The sequence below is a fragment of the Streptomyces sp. NBC_01341 genome (assembly GCF_035946055.1).
Lineage (GTDB): Bacteria > Actinomycetota > Actinomycetes > Streptomycetales > Streptomycetaceae > Streptomyces.
Map to the genome: position 1 here is coordinate 6,522,330 of NZ_CP108364.1, position 14,722 is coordinate 6,537,051.

The 14,722-nt window shown below is 70.6% G+C and carries 12 protein-coding genes; 10 read left to right on the forward strand and 2 right to left on the reverse strand.

Annotation, left to right across the window (positions count from 1 at the left end; all coding sequences use genetic code 11):
* Positions 1–593 precede the first annotated feature (593 nt).
* The 4 genes from OG206_RS28760 to OG206_RS28775 all read left to right on the forward strand — a co-directional run bounded on the left by OG206_RS28760 (position 594) and on the right by OG206_RS28775 (position 4,481).
* Positions 594–896, forward strand: a complete 303-nt coding sequence (locus OG206_RS28760; RefSeq protein WP_327121168.1) for a hypothetical protein — start codon at positions 594–596, stop codon at positions 894–896.
* A gap of 317 nt (positions 897–1,213) precedes the next feature.
* Positions 1,214–2,437 (forward strand): saccharopine dehydrogenase family protein, encoded by a 1,224-nt coding sequence (locus OG206_RS28765; RefSeq protein WP_327121170.1) that lies wholly within the window; start codon positions 1,214–1,216, stop codon positions 2,435–2,437.
* 129 nt (positions 2,438–2,566) lie between these two features.
* A complete protein-coding gene (locus OG206_RS28770) occupies positions 2,567–4,060 on the forward strand; it encodes an APC family permease (RefSeq protein ID WP_327121172.1) in 1,494 nt (497 codons plus the stop codon).
* A gap of 1 nt (position 4,061) precedes the next feature.
* Positions 4,062–4,481: a universal stress protein gene (locus tag OG206_RS28775; protein WP_327121174.1), complete on the forward strand. Its 420-nt coding sequence runs from the start codon at positions 4,062–4,064 to the stop codon at positions 4,479–4,481.
* 208 nt (positions 4,482–4,689) lie between these two features.
* Here OG206_RS28775 and OG206_RS28780 read toward each other — a convergent pair whose 3' ends face one another.
* Together OG206_RS28780 and OG206_RS28785 are read right to left on the reverse strand one after the other, a co-directional pair.
* Complete coding sequence (locus OG206_RS28780) at positions 4,690–5,775, reverse strand: WD40/YVTN/BNR-like repeat-containing protein (protein ID WP_327121176.1); 1,086 nt, start codon at positions 5,773–5,775, stop codon at positions 4,690–4,692.
* A 286-nt stretch (positions 5,776–6,061) separates the two neighbouring features.
* Positions 6,062–7,120, reverse strand: a complete 1,059-nt coding sequence (locus OG206_RS28785; RefSeq protein ID WP_327121178.1) for a LacI family DNA-binding transcriptional regulator — start codon at positions 7,118–7,120, stop codon at positions 6,062–6,064.
* Between the two features lie 214 nt (positions 7,121–7,334).
* Here OG206_RS28785 and OG206_RS28790 point away from each other — a divergent pair, with 214 nt between their 5' ends.
* From OG206_RS28790 to OG206_RS28815, 6 genes are all read left to right on the forward strand, one after another.
* Positions 7,335–8,579, forward strand: a complete 1,245-nt coding sequence (locus OG206_RS28790; RefSeq protein WP_327121180.1) for an extracellular solute-binding protein — start codon at positions 7,335–7,337, stop codon at positions 8,577–8,579.
* A 2-nt stretch (positions 8,580–8,581) separates the two neighbouring features.
* The gene (locus tag OG206_RS28795; RefSeq protein WP_327121182.1) at positions 8,582–9,511 is read left to right on the forward strand and encodes a carbohydrate ABC transporter permease; all 930 of its coding nucleotides are present in this window, start codon (positions 8,582–8,584) and stop codon (positions 9,509–9,511) included.
* 4 nt (positions 9,512–9,515) lie between these two features.
* Entirely contained in the window at positions 9,516–10,415 is a 900-nt protein-coding gene (locus OG206_RS28800; RefSeq protein WP_327121184.1) for a carbohydrate ABC transporter permease, read from the forward strand.
* Between the two features lie 52 nt (positions 10,416–10,467).
* Positions 10,468–12,870, forward strand: a complete 2,403-nt coding sequence (locus OG206_RS28805; protein ID WP_327121186.1) for a glycoside hydrolase family 3 N-terminal domain-containing protein — start codon at positions 10,468–10,470, stop codon at positions 12,868–12,870.
* 169 nt (positions 12,871–13,039) lie between these two features.
* Entirely contained in the window at positions 13,040–13,441 is a 402-nt protein-coding gene (locus OG206_RS28810; protein WP_327121188.1) for a hypothetical protein, read from the forward strand.
* Between the two features lie 159 nt (positions 13,442–13,600).
* Positions 13,601–14,701, forward strand: coding sequence for an NADH:flavin oxidoreductase/NADH oxidase (locus OG206_RS28815; protein WP_327121190.1), 1,101 nt, complete (start codon positions 13,601–13,603; stop codon positions 14,699–14,701).
* Positions 14,702–14,722 lie beyond the last annotated feature (21 nt).

Consider the following 14,722-nt stretch of genomic DNA (forward strand, 5'->3'; position numbering starts at 1 on the left):
GGGATCGGGATAAGCACCGGGCCCGACGGTGTCCCCCTGCTGGTCGTGTGGACGCACAACCCCGACGGGAGCGCCCGGGCCTTCGACGGCCTGAAGGCGTCGGTCACCGGCTTCCTCGAACGTGAGGTGGGGTTGTGTGGTCATTGCCGCGTTGGCAGTGGCGTGGAACTCACCGCGTTGTTGGCATGCCTCTGAGCCGGCGCCGAACCCGTGTCCGGGCCGCGTTCCGATCAGGTGCGAGGAGAAGTCCACCGGCGGACTCAGAAGTTTCCGGCGACTGACGCTGTCGGCTCGCGGCGGATCATGCTGCCCTGTTCCTTGTGGTCGGCATGATCCGCGCCGCCGGGGGCGAAGTGGGGCAGGGCAGTGAACCGGGCCTCGATGCGGCCGGCCAGGAGCTGTCGGCGGGCGTGTTGGCGAACTCCACGTGGCAGATCTCGAGCACACCGCGTAGAGACGGCAACGAAGCCGGATGATCATTGCCGGACCCCGGCATGGTCCGGCGACACCGGGTCCGGCGACCATGGAGGCACCCTTCGTGCCGGGCGCTATTCGCGTTCCGGTCCTTTCTGCGGTCGGAGCGGAGCGACACCATGGCATGGACAGCAGGAATGGGCGCGCTTCTGGGGCTGCTGGCCATCGCATCAGGATTCGTCACGCTCCGGACAGGGTGGATCGTGCCCACGGCGCGTCGCCATGTCACCAGGCCCCGACTCCATGGTCTCGGCGCCCTGCTCACGGGCACTTCCGTCGTTCTGCAGAGCCTCTGCTTCTTTCGAGTCATGCCGAGCGTTTCCTGGGAGGCCCGCTTCCTCGGCGGGAACGCACTCCTGTTTGGCGGGCTGCTCCTGATTGCCTTCAGCCAGTTGCTTCCGCCCCGCCGAAGCCACGAGTGATCCCACAGGGCTTTGACGGGCGTTGGCGGATCAGGGCCGAAGCCATCGGCGGATCGCAGCCCGGTGACGGTGCCGTGGAACACGTAGGCCCTCCTGTCGCAGTGGCCCCGGGGTCCGCAACGACGTCCCCGACCACGGGGGCGAAGGCGCCCGCCCGTCGGAGTGGGAGCCGGCAGCGCGGATAGCCCGGACGCGGGACATCTTCCGGACGGTTGCTGATGGCAGGGCTGCCCGGCTGCTAGCGTCCCCGGACCACCGGACCGGCCGGCCCGGCTGCAGCCGTTCGCAGCGCCGGAACGGCAGAGGAGAGGTGTCCCATGCGTGTCCTCCTGGTCGGGGCGGGAGGCGTGGGTACGGCGATCACGCGTATCGCGGCCCGTCGATCCTTCTTCGAGCACATGACGGTGGCCGACTACGACCTCGGACGGGCAGAGTCCGCCGTCGCCGCACTGGGGGAGAGCGGGGCCCGGTTCGGCGCCGCCCGGCTGGACGCCTCGGACCCCGTCGCCGTACGCGCGGTGCTCACGGAACACCGGTGCGACGTTCTGCTCAACGCCACCGACCCGCGGTTCGTCATGCCGCTGTTCGAGGCGGCCCTCGCCCATGGCGCTCACTACCTCGACATGGCCATGTCCCTGTCCCGGCCTCACCCGTCCCGCCCGTACGAGGAGTGCGGCGTCAAGCTGGGGGACGCGCAGTTCGAGCGGGCGGCCGACTGGGAGGCCGCCGGCAGGCTCGCGCTGGTGGGGATCGGCGTGGAGCCCGGACTCTCGGACGTTTTCGCGCGCTATGCCTCCGACGAGCTCTTCGACGAGATCGAGGAGATCGGGATCCGTGACGGCGCCGACCTGACGGTGGAGGGCTACGACTTCGCCCCATCTTTCAGTATCTGGACGACCATCGAGGAGTGTCTGAATCCGCCGGTCGTCTACGAGGAGGACCGCGGCTGGTTCACCACTGAGCCCTTCAGTGAACCGGAGGTGTTCGACTTCCCGGAGGGCATCGGTCCCGTCGAGTGCGTCAACGTCGAGCACGAGGAGGTCCTGCTCGTGCCGCGCTGGCTCAAGGCCAGGCGCGTCACCTTCAAGTACGGACTGGGCGACGAGTTCATCGGTGTCCTGCGCACGCTCCACAAGCTGGGCCTTGACCGTACGGATCCCGTGTCGGTGAAGAGCGGTGCGGGGGCGGCGGCCGAGGTCTCCCCCCGCGACGTGGTGGCCGCGTGCCTGCCCGACCCGGCCGGACTCGGGGAGCGGATGCACGGCAAGACCTGCGCGGGCACCTGGGTGAAGGGCAGCAAGGACGGACGGCCCCGGGAGGTCTACCTCTACCACGTGGTCGACAACCAGTGGTCGATGCGCGAGTACGGCTCCCAGGCCGTCGTCTGGCAGACGGCGATCAACCCGGTGGCCGCCCTCGAACTCCTGGCCGGCGGCGTCTGGAGCGGGAGCGGAGTACTCGGCCCCGAAGCCCTGCCGCCCCGGCCGTTCCTCGATCTGCTCAATGAGTACGGCGTTCCCTGGGGCATGCGCGAGCAGTGAAGGCCGGGAGGCGTCCGTGCGCGCGGCGTGGGGACGCCTCGCCGGACGTGCACACCGGGAGGCACCTCCCTAGCATGTGGAAGGAAATATTCCGCCTTCTCTTCAGGCCTGTGACCCGAGCGAGGGAACATGGCAGAGGTCCGTGCCGGATCAGCGCCACCGGCAAGCTTGAAGCCGAACGCGATCGGCTTCGTCGACGCGCTGGTCATCGGGCTGAACGCCACGTCCCCGGCCTACTCGGTCGCCGCGGTCATCGGCCCGGTCGTGGCGCTCGTCGGTGTCTACGCGCCAGGGGTGCTCTTCGCCTCGTTCGTGCCGATGCTGTTCATCGCATCGGCCTTCTACTACCTCAACAAGGCCGACCAGGACTGTGGGACCACGTTCTCCTGGGTGACCCGCGCCATGGGTCCCTGGGCCGGGTGGCTCGGTGGCTGGGCCATCGCGATGACCGGTGTGCTGGTCGTGGGATCACTGGCCGACATCGCCGTCAGCTTCGGACTGCTCGCCGTGGGGCTCGACAGCTGGGCCGAGAACACCTTCGTCCGCCAACTGCTGACCGTCGTCCTGATCGTGGTGATGACCTGGCTGTGTGTCATCGGGACCGAACTGTCGGCCAAGGTGCAGAACGCCCTCATCCTGGCTCAGGTGGCGTTCCTGCTCGTGTTCGTGATCGTCGCGCTCTACCGTGTCTACGCGGGCACGACGTCCTTCGACTCGGTCAGACCCTCGGTCGAGTGGCTCAACCCCTTCGGGGCGGGAGGTGCGGCGCTCACCGGCGGGCTGCTGCTGGGCGTCTTCATCTACTGGGGCTGGGAATCGGCCGTCAACCTCACCGAGGAGGTGGAGGACTCCGCGACCGCGCCGGGCAAGGCCGGCGTGTGGTCGACCGTCATCCTGCTGGTGACCTACCTCTCCGTCGGCTTCGCGGTCGTCGCGTTCGCCGGAACGGCCTACCTGGTGGAGAACGCCGGTGAGGAGGAGTTCATCTTCGCCCTGCTCGCCCGTGAGGTCATGGGGGGATGGGACTGGATCGTGCTCCTCGCGGTCGCGACCTCGGCGCTCGCCTCCACCCAGACGACCATCATCCCGGCGTCGCGCACCGCCCTGTCGATGGCCCGTCGTCACGCGCTGCCCGCCCACTTCGCCCGTATCAGCCCGAGGTTCCGGACCCCCGACGTCAGCACGTGGTGGGTGGCCGGGATCGCCATCGCCTGGTATCTGGTCGTCAGCCAGATCAGTGAGAACGCCCTCTTCGACTCGCTGACCGCGCTCTCCCTCCTCATCGCCTTCTACTACGCGCTGACCGGTGTGGCCTGCGCGGTCTACTACCGCCGCCACCTGACCGAGAGCGTGCGCAACTTCTTCCTCATCGGCCTCGGCCCGCTGGTCGGGGCGGGTCTGCTGACGTGGCTGCTGGTCCGGTCGGTCATGGACATGTCTGACCCGGCGAACTCCTACAGCGGAACCTCGTGGTTCGGACTGGGCCCGCCGCTCGTCATCGGCATCGCCATCATCCTCATCGGAGTGGTGATCATGGTGGTCCTGCGGTTCCGGTCGCCGGCCTTCTGGGCAGAGCGGCGCTGTGTGGTCGACCCCGACCTCGTCCACGGCAAGGAGTCCTGAGATGTCCGTGGTCCTCGGGTACGACGAGTCACCCGGCGCGGCGCGTGCCCTGCGGGCGGCGATCGAGGTGGCCGCCGCGTTCGGCGAGAAGCTCGTCCTCGTCTACGGAGCCGCTCCGCCCGGCCGTCCCACCGGCGAGGAGTACCGCGCCCACTACGAGGCCATTCGGCAGGCCGGACGCACGGGGCTGGAACGCGCGGTCGCCTCGGCGGAGGAGGCCGAGGTGCCGACCACCGTCGAAGTCATCGACCTGAGCCCTGCGCAGGCGCTGATCGACGCGGCCTCCCGCCACGAGGCGCGGGTCATCGTCGTGGGCACCTGGGGCGAGAGCCCGATGCGAGGGGCTCTGCTCGGCTCCACCCCGCACAAGCTCCTGCACCTGTCGACCGTGCCCGTGCTGTGCGTGCCGACGGAGGTCTGACCCGGCCCGTGCCCGGCCGGGGGGCATACCGGCTCTCGGGCGCACGGCCGTCGCCGCGCAGGTCGTCCGTCGGCCCGCGCCGGTCGGCGGTCGGTCGGCGGTCGGTCGGCGGTCGGTCGCGTGGCGGGCGCTACCGGGGAACCGGCCCTCCAAAGGGCTCTTTCGGGGAACCGCCACCGGGCGGGCCGAGTCACGGAAGCGCTCCCGGTCAGCCGAGCGCCGCCGCCCGTACGCACAGCACGTCCGGCAGATGGGAGACCAACTGCTGCCAGCTGTCACCGTCGTCGGCGCTCGCGTACACCTCGCCGTTGCGATTGCCGAAGTAGACGCCGGCCGGGTCCGCGTCGTCCGTGCAGAGGCCGTCCCGCAGCACCGTGCCGTAGTGGTCGCCGTCGGGGAGACCCTGCGCCAGCGGCTCCCAGGTGCCCCCCGCGTCCCGGGTGCGGAAGACCCGGCAGCGGTGACCGGCCGGCACCCGGTCGGCGTCGGCGTTGATCGGGAACACGTAGAACGTGTCCGCGCGGTGCGGATGAGCGGCGGCGGCGAAGCCGAAGTCCGAGGGCAGTCCCGCGCCGATGTCCGTCCAGCGCTTCCCGCCGTCGTCGCTGCGGAACACACCCCAGTGGTTCTGGAGATAGAGCCGGTCGGGATCGGCCGCGTCACGGGTGACCTTGTGCACGCACTGGCCGAACTCGGGATCGGGATCGGGGAGGAACACGGCCGAGACGCCCCTGTTCGAGGGCGTCCAGCGCTCGCCGCCGTCCTCGGTCCGGAACACGCCCGCGGTGGAGACGGCGACGGTCACGGCCGCGGCGTCCCTGGGGTCGGTCAGGATGGTGTGCAGCCCCTCTCCGCCCCCGCCCGGCACCCATCGGGACCGCGTCGGATGTTCCCAGAGCGGGCGCACCAGCTCGAAGGACTCACCCCGGTCGTCCGAACGGAACAGGGCGGCCGGCTCGGTTCCCGCGTAGACGACGTCGGGCGCCTCGGGCCCGGCCGGGTGCAGCTGCCAGACCCGCTCCAGCGACGCGTCGGTGAACCGGGGGAACTTCACGGCGGGTTGCTTCGGCTCCACCCACGTCGCCCCCAGATCGTCGGAGTGGAAGACGGAGGGGCCCCAGTGTGCGCTGTCTCCGCCCACCAGCAGCCGTGGCGTGCTTCCCCGGGTGTCGATCGCGATCGAGTAGATCGCCTGCGCGTTGAAGTGCGGATCGCCGAACTCCCATGTCCCGCCGCGCCTGCGGCCGATGAAGAGTCCCTTGCGGGTACCCACGGTGAGCAGTACATCGGTCATGACAGGACCTCCCGAGACGCCGTTGTGCCGGATACGGGTCAGTCTGCACCCCGCCACTGACAACGGCCCGTAGCGACGACGCACGCCGGGGTCTCCCGTCCGGATCAGCCGGGTCTCGTCAGGCTCGCGCCCGCCCGGGTGCCCCTCCGTGCCCCTCCCTTTCCCCGCCCGCCCGGGTATCCGCCGCCCCCGCGCACCCGGATCGGGGGACGGGTGACCCTGCCGCCGGATCCCGGTGCGGCCCCGCGTCGCCCACGACCGGCGGGACGTCACGGCCGCGACCGCCTCAGCGCGACGGCGGAGCCGTGCTGCTGCGGACCACCAGGCTCGTCGCCAGATCGACCCGCGTGGTCGCCGGCTGCCTGCCCCGCCCGAGGTCCAGAACCAGCCGGGCAGCGGTCTCGGCCATCTCTATGAGCGGCTGCCGCACCGTGGTGAGGGGCGGCCCGATCCAGCGGGTGAGCGGCAGATCGTCGAAGCCCACGACGCTGAGGTCCTCCGGGATGCGCAGCCCCAGCTCGCGTGCGGCCTCGTACACGCCGAGGGCCTGCAGATCGTTCCCCGCGAAGACGGCGGTGGGAGGTTCGGGGAGGCGCAGGAGGTCCAGCGCCGCCGTGTACCCGTCCTCGTGGTTGAACTCGCCCTCCCGGACGAGCTCGGGGTCCATCACCAGGCCGGACGTCTCCAGGGCGGCGCGGTAGCCGTCCAGCCGCGCCCGGCTGCACATCATGCGGGCCGGCCCGCCGATGACACCGATCCGCCGGTGGCCCAGGCCCGTCAGATGGCGGGTGGCGGCGATGCCGCCCTGCCAGTTGGCCGCCCCGACCGACGGGATGTCGTCCCCGGGGTCGCCGGCCGGATCGACCACGACGAACGGGATGGAGCGGCTGGTCAGTTGGGCGCGCTGCGCCGCGTCGAGATCCGAGAGCACCAGGATGACCCCGGCCGGGCGGCGCGCCAGGACGCCGTCCACCCACGTCTGGCCCGGGGTGAGCCGGCCCGCGCTCTCCGAGAGGACCAGGCTCAGCCCCTCCTCCCGTGCGACGTTCTCGACGCCGCGGACGACTTCCATCGCCCAGGCGCTGTCCAGCTCGTGGAACACGAGGTCGATCAGCTGGGACTGCTGGGAGGCCCCGCGCCGGCGCCGGTAGCCGTGCAGCTGCAACAGCTCCTCCACCCGTGTGCGCGTGCCGGGGGCGACATCGGCCCGGCCGTTCAGCACCTTCGAAACTGTCGGAGTCGAGACTCCGGCCGCTCGGGCGATCTCTGCCAGCGTGGCGGTGCTCTCCGTCGGCTCGCCGGAGGATGCCTTCTCCTTGCGGTGCTGGACCTTTGCAGGGCTCATGCACGAATCGTAGCTTCCCCGGCAGGGTCGACGGCGGTCCGGGCGAGGTTCGCGAATCCTTGCTCCTGCCCTCTTGACGAGCCCGAAACCCAACCGTACGGTTCCGGCAACATTCGAACGGCACGCCGAAACATTCGACAGAGGTGCGGTCATGCGGTCGGGGATATTCGCTCAGGGCAGGCGTACGACGAGAGGGGCCGCCGCAGGTGCGGCGATGGCCATGACAGGGCTGCTGGCGGGCTGCGGCTCCGGTGCCGGCGGGAGTGACGGCGGAACGATCACCGCCTACGTCTACGGCGACGACGCGGTCAAGGTGCAGCAGGCCGCCGTCGACGCCTTCAACAAGACCTCCGAGGTCAAGGTGAAGCTGGTGTCCGTCCCGGGCACCGACTACGTCAACAAGCTGCGCAGTGCCATGGGTTCGCCCGGCGCGCCGGACGTCTTCTTCAACTGGGGCGGCGGGTCCATCAAGCCGTACGTCGACTCCGACAAGCTCGTCGACCTGACCTCCACGGTCAAGAACGACGCCGTGCTCAAGGACGGCTTCCTGCCGTCCGTCGTGGCCGCGGGCAGCCTCGACGGGAAGATCTACGGGGTCCCGATGCGCGGCATGCAGCCCGTGATGCTCTTCTACAACAAGGCCCTGTTCGAGGAGCACGGCCTCCAGGCACCCAGGACCTGGGAGGACCTCCAGAAGGCCGTCACCACCTTCAAGGGCGCCGGCATCACCCCGTTCGCTCTCGGCGGCTCCGACAAGTGGCCCGAGCTGATGTGGATGGAGTACCTGCTGGACCGGATCGGCGGGCCCGAGGTCTTCCGGAAGATCCAGAACGGCGACACCGGCGGCTGGGGCGACCCGGCGGTCCTGGAGACGGCCAGGACCGTCGTGAAGCTGATCGACGACGGTGCCTTCGGCAAGAACTTCAACTCGGTCGACTACGGCAACGGCGGCGCCCCGACCCTGCTCAACAAGGGCAAGGCGGCCATGCACCTCATGGGCTCGTGGGAGTACTCGACCCAGCTGGGCAAGGCCCCCGAGTTCGCGAAGAAGGACCTCGGCTGGACCGCGTTCCCGACCGTCGCCGGGGGAGCGGGCGACGCGGCGAACGTCGTGGGCAACCCCACCAACTACTGGTCGGTCAATGCCCGGACCAAGCACAAGGAAACCGCTGTCGCGTTCCTCAGGACCATGGCCTCCAAGACCTACGCCCAGGCCCTCGTCGACAACGGTGACGTGCCCACCACCTCCAACGCCGCCTCGATGCTCAGCGGTTCGCCCAATCCGGAGTTCGCCGCAGACCAGTACGCCATGGTCCAGAAGGCCCCGAGCTTCACCCTCTCGTGGGACCAGGCGCTCGAAGCCCGGTACGCCACGCCGCTCCTGACGGAGATCAGCAAGCTGTTCGCCGGCAAGAGCACGCCCGAGCAGTTCGTCGCAGCGATGAAGGCCGCCAGGTAGCGATGTCCCCTCACACCCCGGTCGCGAAGAGGCGCGGCGACAGAAGGGCGGCCGCCGGTAACGCCGGCCGCCCCCCGGTCGCCTGGGCGGTCCCCGGCATCCTCTTCTTCGCCGTCTTCGCGATCGTCCCCCTGGCGATCGCCGTCTACCTCTCCTTCTGCCGGTGGGACGGGCTCGGCTCCCCGACCCCGACGGGCCTGGACAACTGGACCCGGCTGTTCCAGGATCCGGAGTTCGGCCAGGCCGCCTGGCTGAGCCTGCTGCTCACCACGGTCAGCTGGGCCTTCCAGACCCCGGTGGCCCTGCTGTTGGGCGTCTGGGCGGCGGGTCGCCAACGCAGCCGCGCCTTCCTGTCGGCGGTCTTCTTCGTCCCGCTGCTGCTCTCCACCACCGCGATAGCGATGCTCTTCCACGCCCTGCTGGATCCGAACTTCGGCGTGATCAAGTCGATCGGACCCTGGCTGGGCATCGATTCCGACGTCATGGGATCGTCCACCGGAGCCCTGCTCGTGGTGGCGTTCGTCGGCGGATGGCAGTTCATGCCCTTCCACACGCTGATCTACCAGGGCGGCGCCCGGCAGATCCCCGAAGTCCTCCACCAGGCGGCCGCCATCGACGGCGCGGGCATGGTGCGGCAGTTCTTCCACATCACCCTGCCGCAGCTGCGCCACACGATCACGACCTCCTCGGTGCTGATGATCGTCGGATCGCTGACGTACTTCGACACCGTCCTCATCATGACCAAGGGCGGTCCCGGCACGGACACCACGATCCTGCCCTACCTGATGTACCGGACCGGCTTCCAGACGTATGACCTCGGCTACGCCGCCGCCATCGCCACCGCGCTCGTCGTGGTGGCCACCAGCATCTCGCTGATCATGGTCCGATTCAGCGGGTTCGGGGCCATGAGGTCCACCAGGGAAGGTATGTGACGCCATGTCGATCGACACCCGTCCCGCCACACCCCGGCACCGGCCGGTGCCCGCCGCTCCCCGCGGTACGCGCACGGTCCGGCGCCGAAGGTCCCTCGGTAACCCGGTGGCCGGCCTCGGCTCGCTGATCTGGCTCGTCGTCGTCCTGGTGCCGCTCTACACCCTGGTCTCCGCGTCGCTGATGCGCCAGGACCAGGCGCTGAACGGAGACCCGCTGGCCGTCCCGTCCGACCCGACGTCGGAGAACTACGAAACCGTGCTGGACAGCGGTTTCGCCGCACTGCTCGGCAACACCGCGATCGTCGCCGTCGCCACGGTCGCCATCGTCCTGGTGCTCTCCGTCCCGGTGGCATACGTGGCGGTGCGCACCCGCAGCCGCCTCTCGTCGCTCGCCTTCCGGATGTTCCTGCTGGGCGTCGCGATCCCGGCCCAGGCGGTGATCGTGCCGCTGTACCTGATGATCGGCAAGCTCGGCCTGTACGACACCCTCTGGGCGATCATCCTGCCCACCGCCGCCTTCGCGATGCCGGTCGCGGTCCTGGTCCTCAGCGGCACCATGCGCGACGTCTCCGAGGAGATGTACGAGGCGATGTCCCTCGACGGCGCGTCACCCCTCCGTATGCTCTGGCAGCTCGCGGTCCCGCTGTCCAGGGCCGGGATCAGCACGGTGGCGATCTTCTCCGCCCTGCAGGCGTGGAACGGATTCCTGTTCCCGCTGATCCTGACGCAGTCGCAGGAGAACCGCGTCCTGACGCTCGGGCTGTTCACCTTCATGACCCAGTTCGGAGTGAACATCCCCGCGGTACTGGCAGCGATCGTCCTCTCCGTCGTCCCCATCTTCGCCGTGTACCTCGTGGCCCGGCGGGCGCTCATCGACGGACTGATGGGGGTGGGCGGCAAATAGAGCGCCGACGCCGCCCCGGACCACCGCACTCATGAGAGGAACCTCTGCCGCCATGGCAATCCACCCCGCACCGCAGGCCCGTCCGGCCGACCCGCCCCCGGCCGCGGACGGCCCGTGGCGCGACCCTTCGCTCAGCCCCGAGGAGAGGGTGGCCGACCTGGCGTCCCGGATGACGCTGGAGGAGAAGGCCGCCCAGCTGTACGGAATCTGGGTGGGTGCCGACGCCGAGGGCGACGGAGTCGCGCCGCATCAGAACGACATGGTCGACCCCGTCGACTTCGAGGACCTCACCACCCGCGGCCTGGGCCAGCTCACCCGGCCGTTCGGCAGCGCTCCGGTGGACCCGGGCGTCGGAGCCGTCTCGCTGGCCACCGCTCAGGCCAGGATCGTCGCGGCCGGCAGATTCGGTATCCCGGCACTCGCCCACGAGGAGTGCCTGGCCGGCTTCACCGCCTGGGGTGCGACCGCCTACCCGGTCCCGCTCGCCTGGGGTGCGGCCTGGGACCCCGGGCTCGTCACGGAGATGGCCCGGCGGATCGGCGACGACATGCGTTCGGTCGGCGTCCACCAGGGACTGGCACCGGTCCTGGACGTGGTCCGGGACCTGCGCTGGGGCCGCGTCGAGGAGACCATCGGGGAGGACCCCTACCTGGTCGCGACCATCGGTACGGCCTATGTCCGCGGTCTCGAGTCCGCCGGGATCGTCGCGACACTCAAGCACTTCGCGGGCTACTCCGCGTCGGCCGGCGCACGGAACCTGTCTCCCGTCAGGGCCGGCGCCCGGGAGATGGCGGACGTGATCCTGCCGCCGTTCGAGATGGCGGTCCGGGAAGGCGGTGCACGCTCCGTGATGCACTCCTACGCGGAGATCGACGGCGTACCCGCCGCCGCCGACCCCTCGCTGCTCACCGGACTCCTCCGGGACACCTGGGGATTCACCGGCACGGTCGTCGCCGACTACTTCGGCATCGGTTTCCTGGAGACCCTGCACAAGGTGGCGGGGAGCCGTGGGGACGCCGCGCGCCTCGCCCTGACCGCGGGAGTCGACGTCGAACTGCCCACCGTGCGCAGCTACGGCGACGAGCTGGTCGCCGCCGTGCGGGACGGACGTGTCGCGGAGGAACTCCTGGACCGTGCCCTGCACCGCGTTCTGCTCCAGAAGTGCGCGCTCGGGCTGCTCGACCGGGACCTGTCCCTCCTGCCCGTGGCACTCGACGGTGTGGAGCCGTCCCACGCACGCGGCACGGTGGACCTGGACCCGCCGCGGAACAGGGCCCTTGCCCGGCTGCTCGCGGAGCGGTCCTGCGTGCTGCTGGCGAACCCCGGGGGCGTGCTGCCTTTGAGCGGCACCGGCCGGATCGCGGTCGTCGGACCGCGTGCCGACGACCCTTTGGCCATGCTCGGCTGCTACTCCTTCCCCAGTCACGTCGGGGTCCAGCACCCCGCCTCGCCCATGGGCATCGAGGTTTTGACGCTGCTGGAATCCCTGCGCGAGGAGTTCCCGGGCGCCGGCGTCGACCATGCCCGGGGCTGCGAGGTGGACGGTGCGGACACCTCCGGCATCGCGGCCGCCGCCGCGACGGCCGCCGCGGCCGATGTCTGCGTCGCCGTACTCGGGGACCGGGCCGGGCTGTTCGGAAGGGGCACGTCCGGAGAGGGCTGTGACGCGGCGGACCTCGCCCTGCCGGGCCGGCAGGGCGAACTCCTGGACGCACTCCTGGCCACGGGCACCCCGGTCGTCCTGGTCCTGCTGACGGGACGTACGTACGCGCTGGGTGGACGGGCCGCGCGGCTGGCCGGGTGTGTGCAGGCGTTCTTCCCCGGCGAGGAGGGCGGCCCGGCGCTCGCGGGTGTGCTCTCGGGCCGGGTGAATCCCTCCGGACGCCTGCCCCTGGGAGTCCCCGAGGGGCCCGGGGGACAGCCGTGGACGTATCTCCAGCCTCCGCTCGGGCGTGCCAACGGGGTGAGCAACCTCGACCCGAGCCCTCTCTACCCGTTCGGACACGGGCTGTCCTACACCTCGTTCGCCTGGGAGCCCGGCCCGGACGTCCCGGCCGAGCTTTCCACCGACGGTGAGAGGGACCTCGAGATCACGGTGCGCAACACCGGCGACCGCGACGGGGCCGAGGTCGTGCAGCTCTACGCCCACGACCCGGTCGCCCAGACCACGCGCCCCGAGGTCCGGCTGATCGCTTACGCCCGGGTGCCGCTCGCCGCGGGGGAGGCCCGCAGGGTCGGCTTCCGTTTCCACGCGGACCTGGTCTCCTTCACCGGGACCGCGGGGCGCCGGATCGTGGAACCGGGAGATCTCGAACTCCGCTTCGCCACGTCCAGCGACGCGGCCGACGTCAAGCACACCGTGCGGCTGCGTCTCACCGGACCCGAGCGCACCGTCGATCACGGTCGCCGCATGGTCTGCGTCACGTCGGTGGGACCGCCACTCGTCCAGGAGTGAGGAGCAGGGGCCCGCACCGCCTCCCGAGGGGGAGCCGGGCGCTGTCGAAACTTTCGAGGACACCGCGTCCCGGCCCCTCGGATTCTGTACGGCCGGTCCGTCGTGGTACTCCATGAGGACCGGTGGTCCGGGTTCCGGCCGGCCGGAACGGGACGAGGAGGAGACACGGATGGGCATCGAGGTCCAGGACACCGACGGCCGAGAGGTGGTGTTCGGTATCGCGCCCGGCCCGGCGGGCGGGCCGGTTCAGGTCGGCATCCAGGTGGAGGGACACGCCGTACGCGCCTCCTGGACCTGTTCCCCGGCTGCGGCCAGGGAGCTGGCCGCAGCGCTTGCCGCCGCAGCGGCCGAGGCGGAGAACGCCAGGTCGGAGCCCGTCACGGTCAAGGCCGGTGAACTGCTGCGCGGTGACGTACGCGACGGGGACCGGAACATGACGGTCGAGGCGGTGAAGCCGGACGGGGCGAACGTCCTGGTGACCTGGACGTCGGGAGCCGGACGCAGCTGGAGCCAGGTCTACGCCGCGGGGACCGACATCAGGCTCAGGCGCCGCCTGCGCCCGGGGAGCTGAGGGGCCGGTCATCGGGCGGCTTCATAATTCGAAGCCTGTCGTAGTACGGTGAATCTCGTAGTACGGTGAATCTCGTAGTACGGTGAATCTCGTACGAAGGGGCGGGCCCGGTGCGCCCCCGGCCGCCCCCCGTCGCGTCCCGATGAATCGGAGCCCCCCGTGAGCGCACTCTTCGAGCCCTACACCCTCAGGTCGCTGACCGTCCCCAACCGTGTCTGGATGGCTCCCATGTGCCAGTACAGCGCGGAGGCGTCCGGGCCGGACGCCGGCACGGTCAACGACTGGCACTTCGCCCATTACGCGGCGCGCGCGGTGGGCGGCACCGGCCTCGTCCTGACGGAGGCCACCGCCATCAGCCCCGAGGGCAGGATCAGCCCCGCCGACCTCGGCATCTGGAACGACCGGCAGGTGGAGGCGTTCCGGCGCGTCACCGACTTCCTCCGAAGCCAGGGGACGGTCCCCGGCATCCAGCTCGCGCATGCCGGACGGAAGGCTTCGACCGATCTGCCCTGGCGCGGCGGAACTCCCATCGGGGCGGGCGAGCCCGGAGGCTGGCAGACGGTCGCCCCGAGTCCCCTGGCGTACGACGAGGGTGACCCCGCACCCGCCGAGCTGACCGTCGACGACATCAAGAAGATCGTCGACGACTTCGCGGAGGCCGCCCGCCGCGCACTCGCCGCCGGCTTCCAGGTCGCCGAGGTCCACGGTGCGCACGGCTACCTCATCGGTCAGTTCCTGTCCCCGCACAGCAACCGCCGCACCGGCTCCTACGGCGGCTCCTTCGAGAACCGCACGCGGCTCGCGCTCGAGGTCGTCGACGCGGTGCGAGCGGTGTGGCCCGAGGAGCTCCCGCTGTTCTTCCGGATCTCCGCCACCGACTGGCTGACCGAGAACGCGGACGACACGCGCGAGGGCTGGACCGCCGACGAGACCGTCCGCTTCGCCCGACTGCTGCTCGCGCACGGTGTCGACCTGATGGACGTCTCCACCGGCGGACTGGCGCCGAACGCCCAAATCCCCCTGGAGCCCGGCTATCAGGTGCCGTTCGCCGAGCGGGTGCGCACCGAGACCGGCCTCCCGGTCGCGGCAGTGGGACTGATCACCGACGCCGTACAGGCCGAGAAGGTCCTTGCCGACGGCGGCGCGGACGCGGTCCTGCTCGGCCGTGCACTGCTGCGTGACCCCTACTTCGCCCGCCGGGCGGCGCGGGAGCTCGGCGGCGAGGTCCGGACACCCGATCAGTACGGCCGGGCGGTGTGACGCCACTCCTGTCGGTACGCT

Excerpts from the sequence above, each read along its gene's own strand:
- OG206_RS28770 (WP_327121172.1), top strand. The coding sequence starts at position 2,567 with ATGGCAGAGGTCCGTGCCGGATCAGCGCCACCGGCAAGCTTGAAGCCG.
- OG206_RS28805 (WP_327121186.1), top strand. The coding sequence starts at position 10,468 with ATGGCAATCCACCCCGCACCGCAGGCCCGTCCGGCCGACCCGCCCCCG.
- OG206_RS28790 (WP_327121180.1), top strand. The coding sequence starts at position 7,335 with ATGGCCATGACAGGGCTGCTGGCGGGCTGCGGCTCCGGTGCCGGCGGG.
- OG206_RS28760 (WP_327121168.1), top strand. The coding sequence starts at position 594 with ATGGCATGGACAGCAGGAATGGGCGCGCTTCTGGGGCTGCTGGCCATC.
- OG206_RS28785 (WP_327121178.1), bottom strand. The coding sequence starts at position 7,120 with ATGAGCCCTGCAAAGGTCCAGCACCGCAAGGAGAAGGCATCCTCCGGC.
- OG206_RS28800 (WP_327121184.1), top strand. The coding sequence starts at position 9,516 with ATGTCGATCGACACCCGTCCCGCCACACCCCGGCACCGGCCGGTGCCC.
- OG206_RS28780 (WP_327121176.1), bottom strand. The coding sequence starts at position 5,775 with ATGACCGATGTACTGCTCACCGTGGGTACCCGCAAGGGACTCTTCATC.
- OG206_RS28795 (WP_327121182.1), top strand. The coding sequence starts at position 8,582 with ATGTCCCCTCACACCCCGGTCGCGAAGAGGCGCGGCGACAGAAGGGCG.
- OG206_RS28775 (WP_327121174.1), top strand. The coding sequence starts at position 4,062 with ATGTCCGTGGTCCTCGGGTACGACGAGTCACCCGGCGCGGCGCGTGCC.
- OG206_RS28810 (WP_327121188.1), top strand. The coding sequence starts at position 13,040 with ATGGGCATCGAGGTCCAGGACACCGACGGCCGAGAGGTGGTGTTCGGT.
- OG206_RS28765 (WP_327121170.1), top strand. The coding sequence starts at position 1,214 with ATGCGTGTCCTCCTGGTCGGGGCGGGAGGCGTGGGTACGGCGATCACG.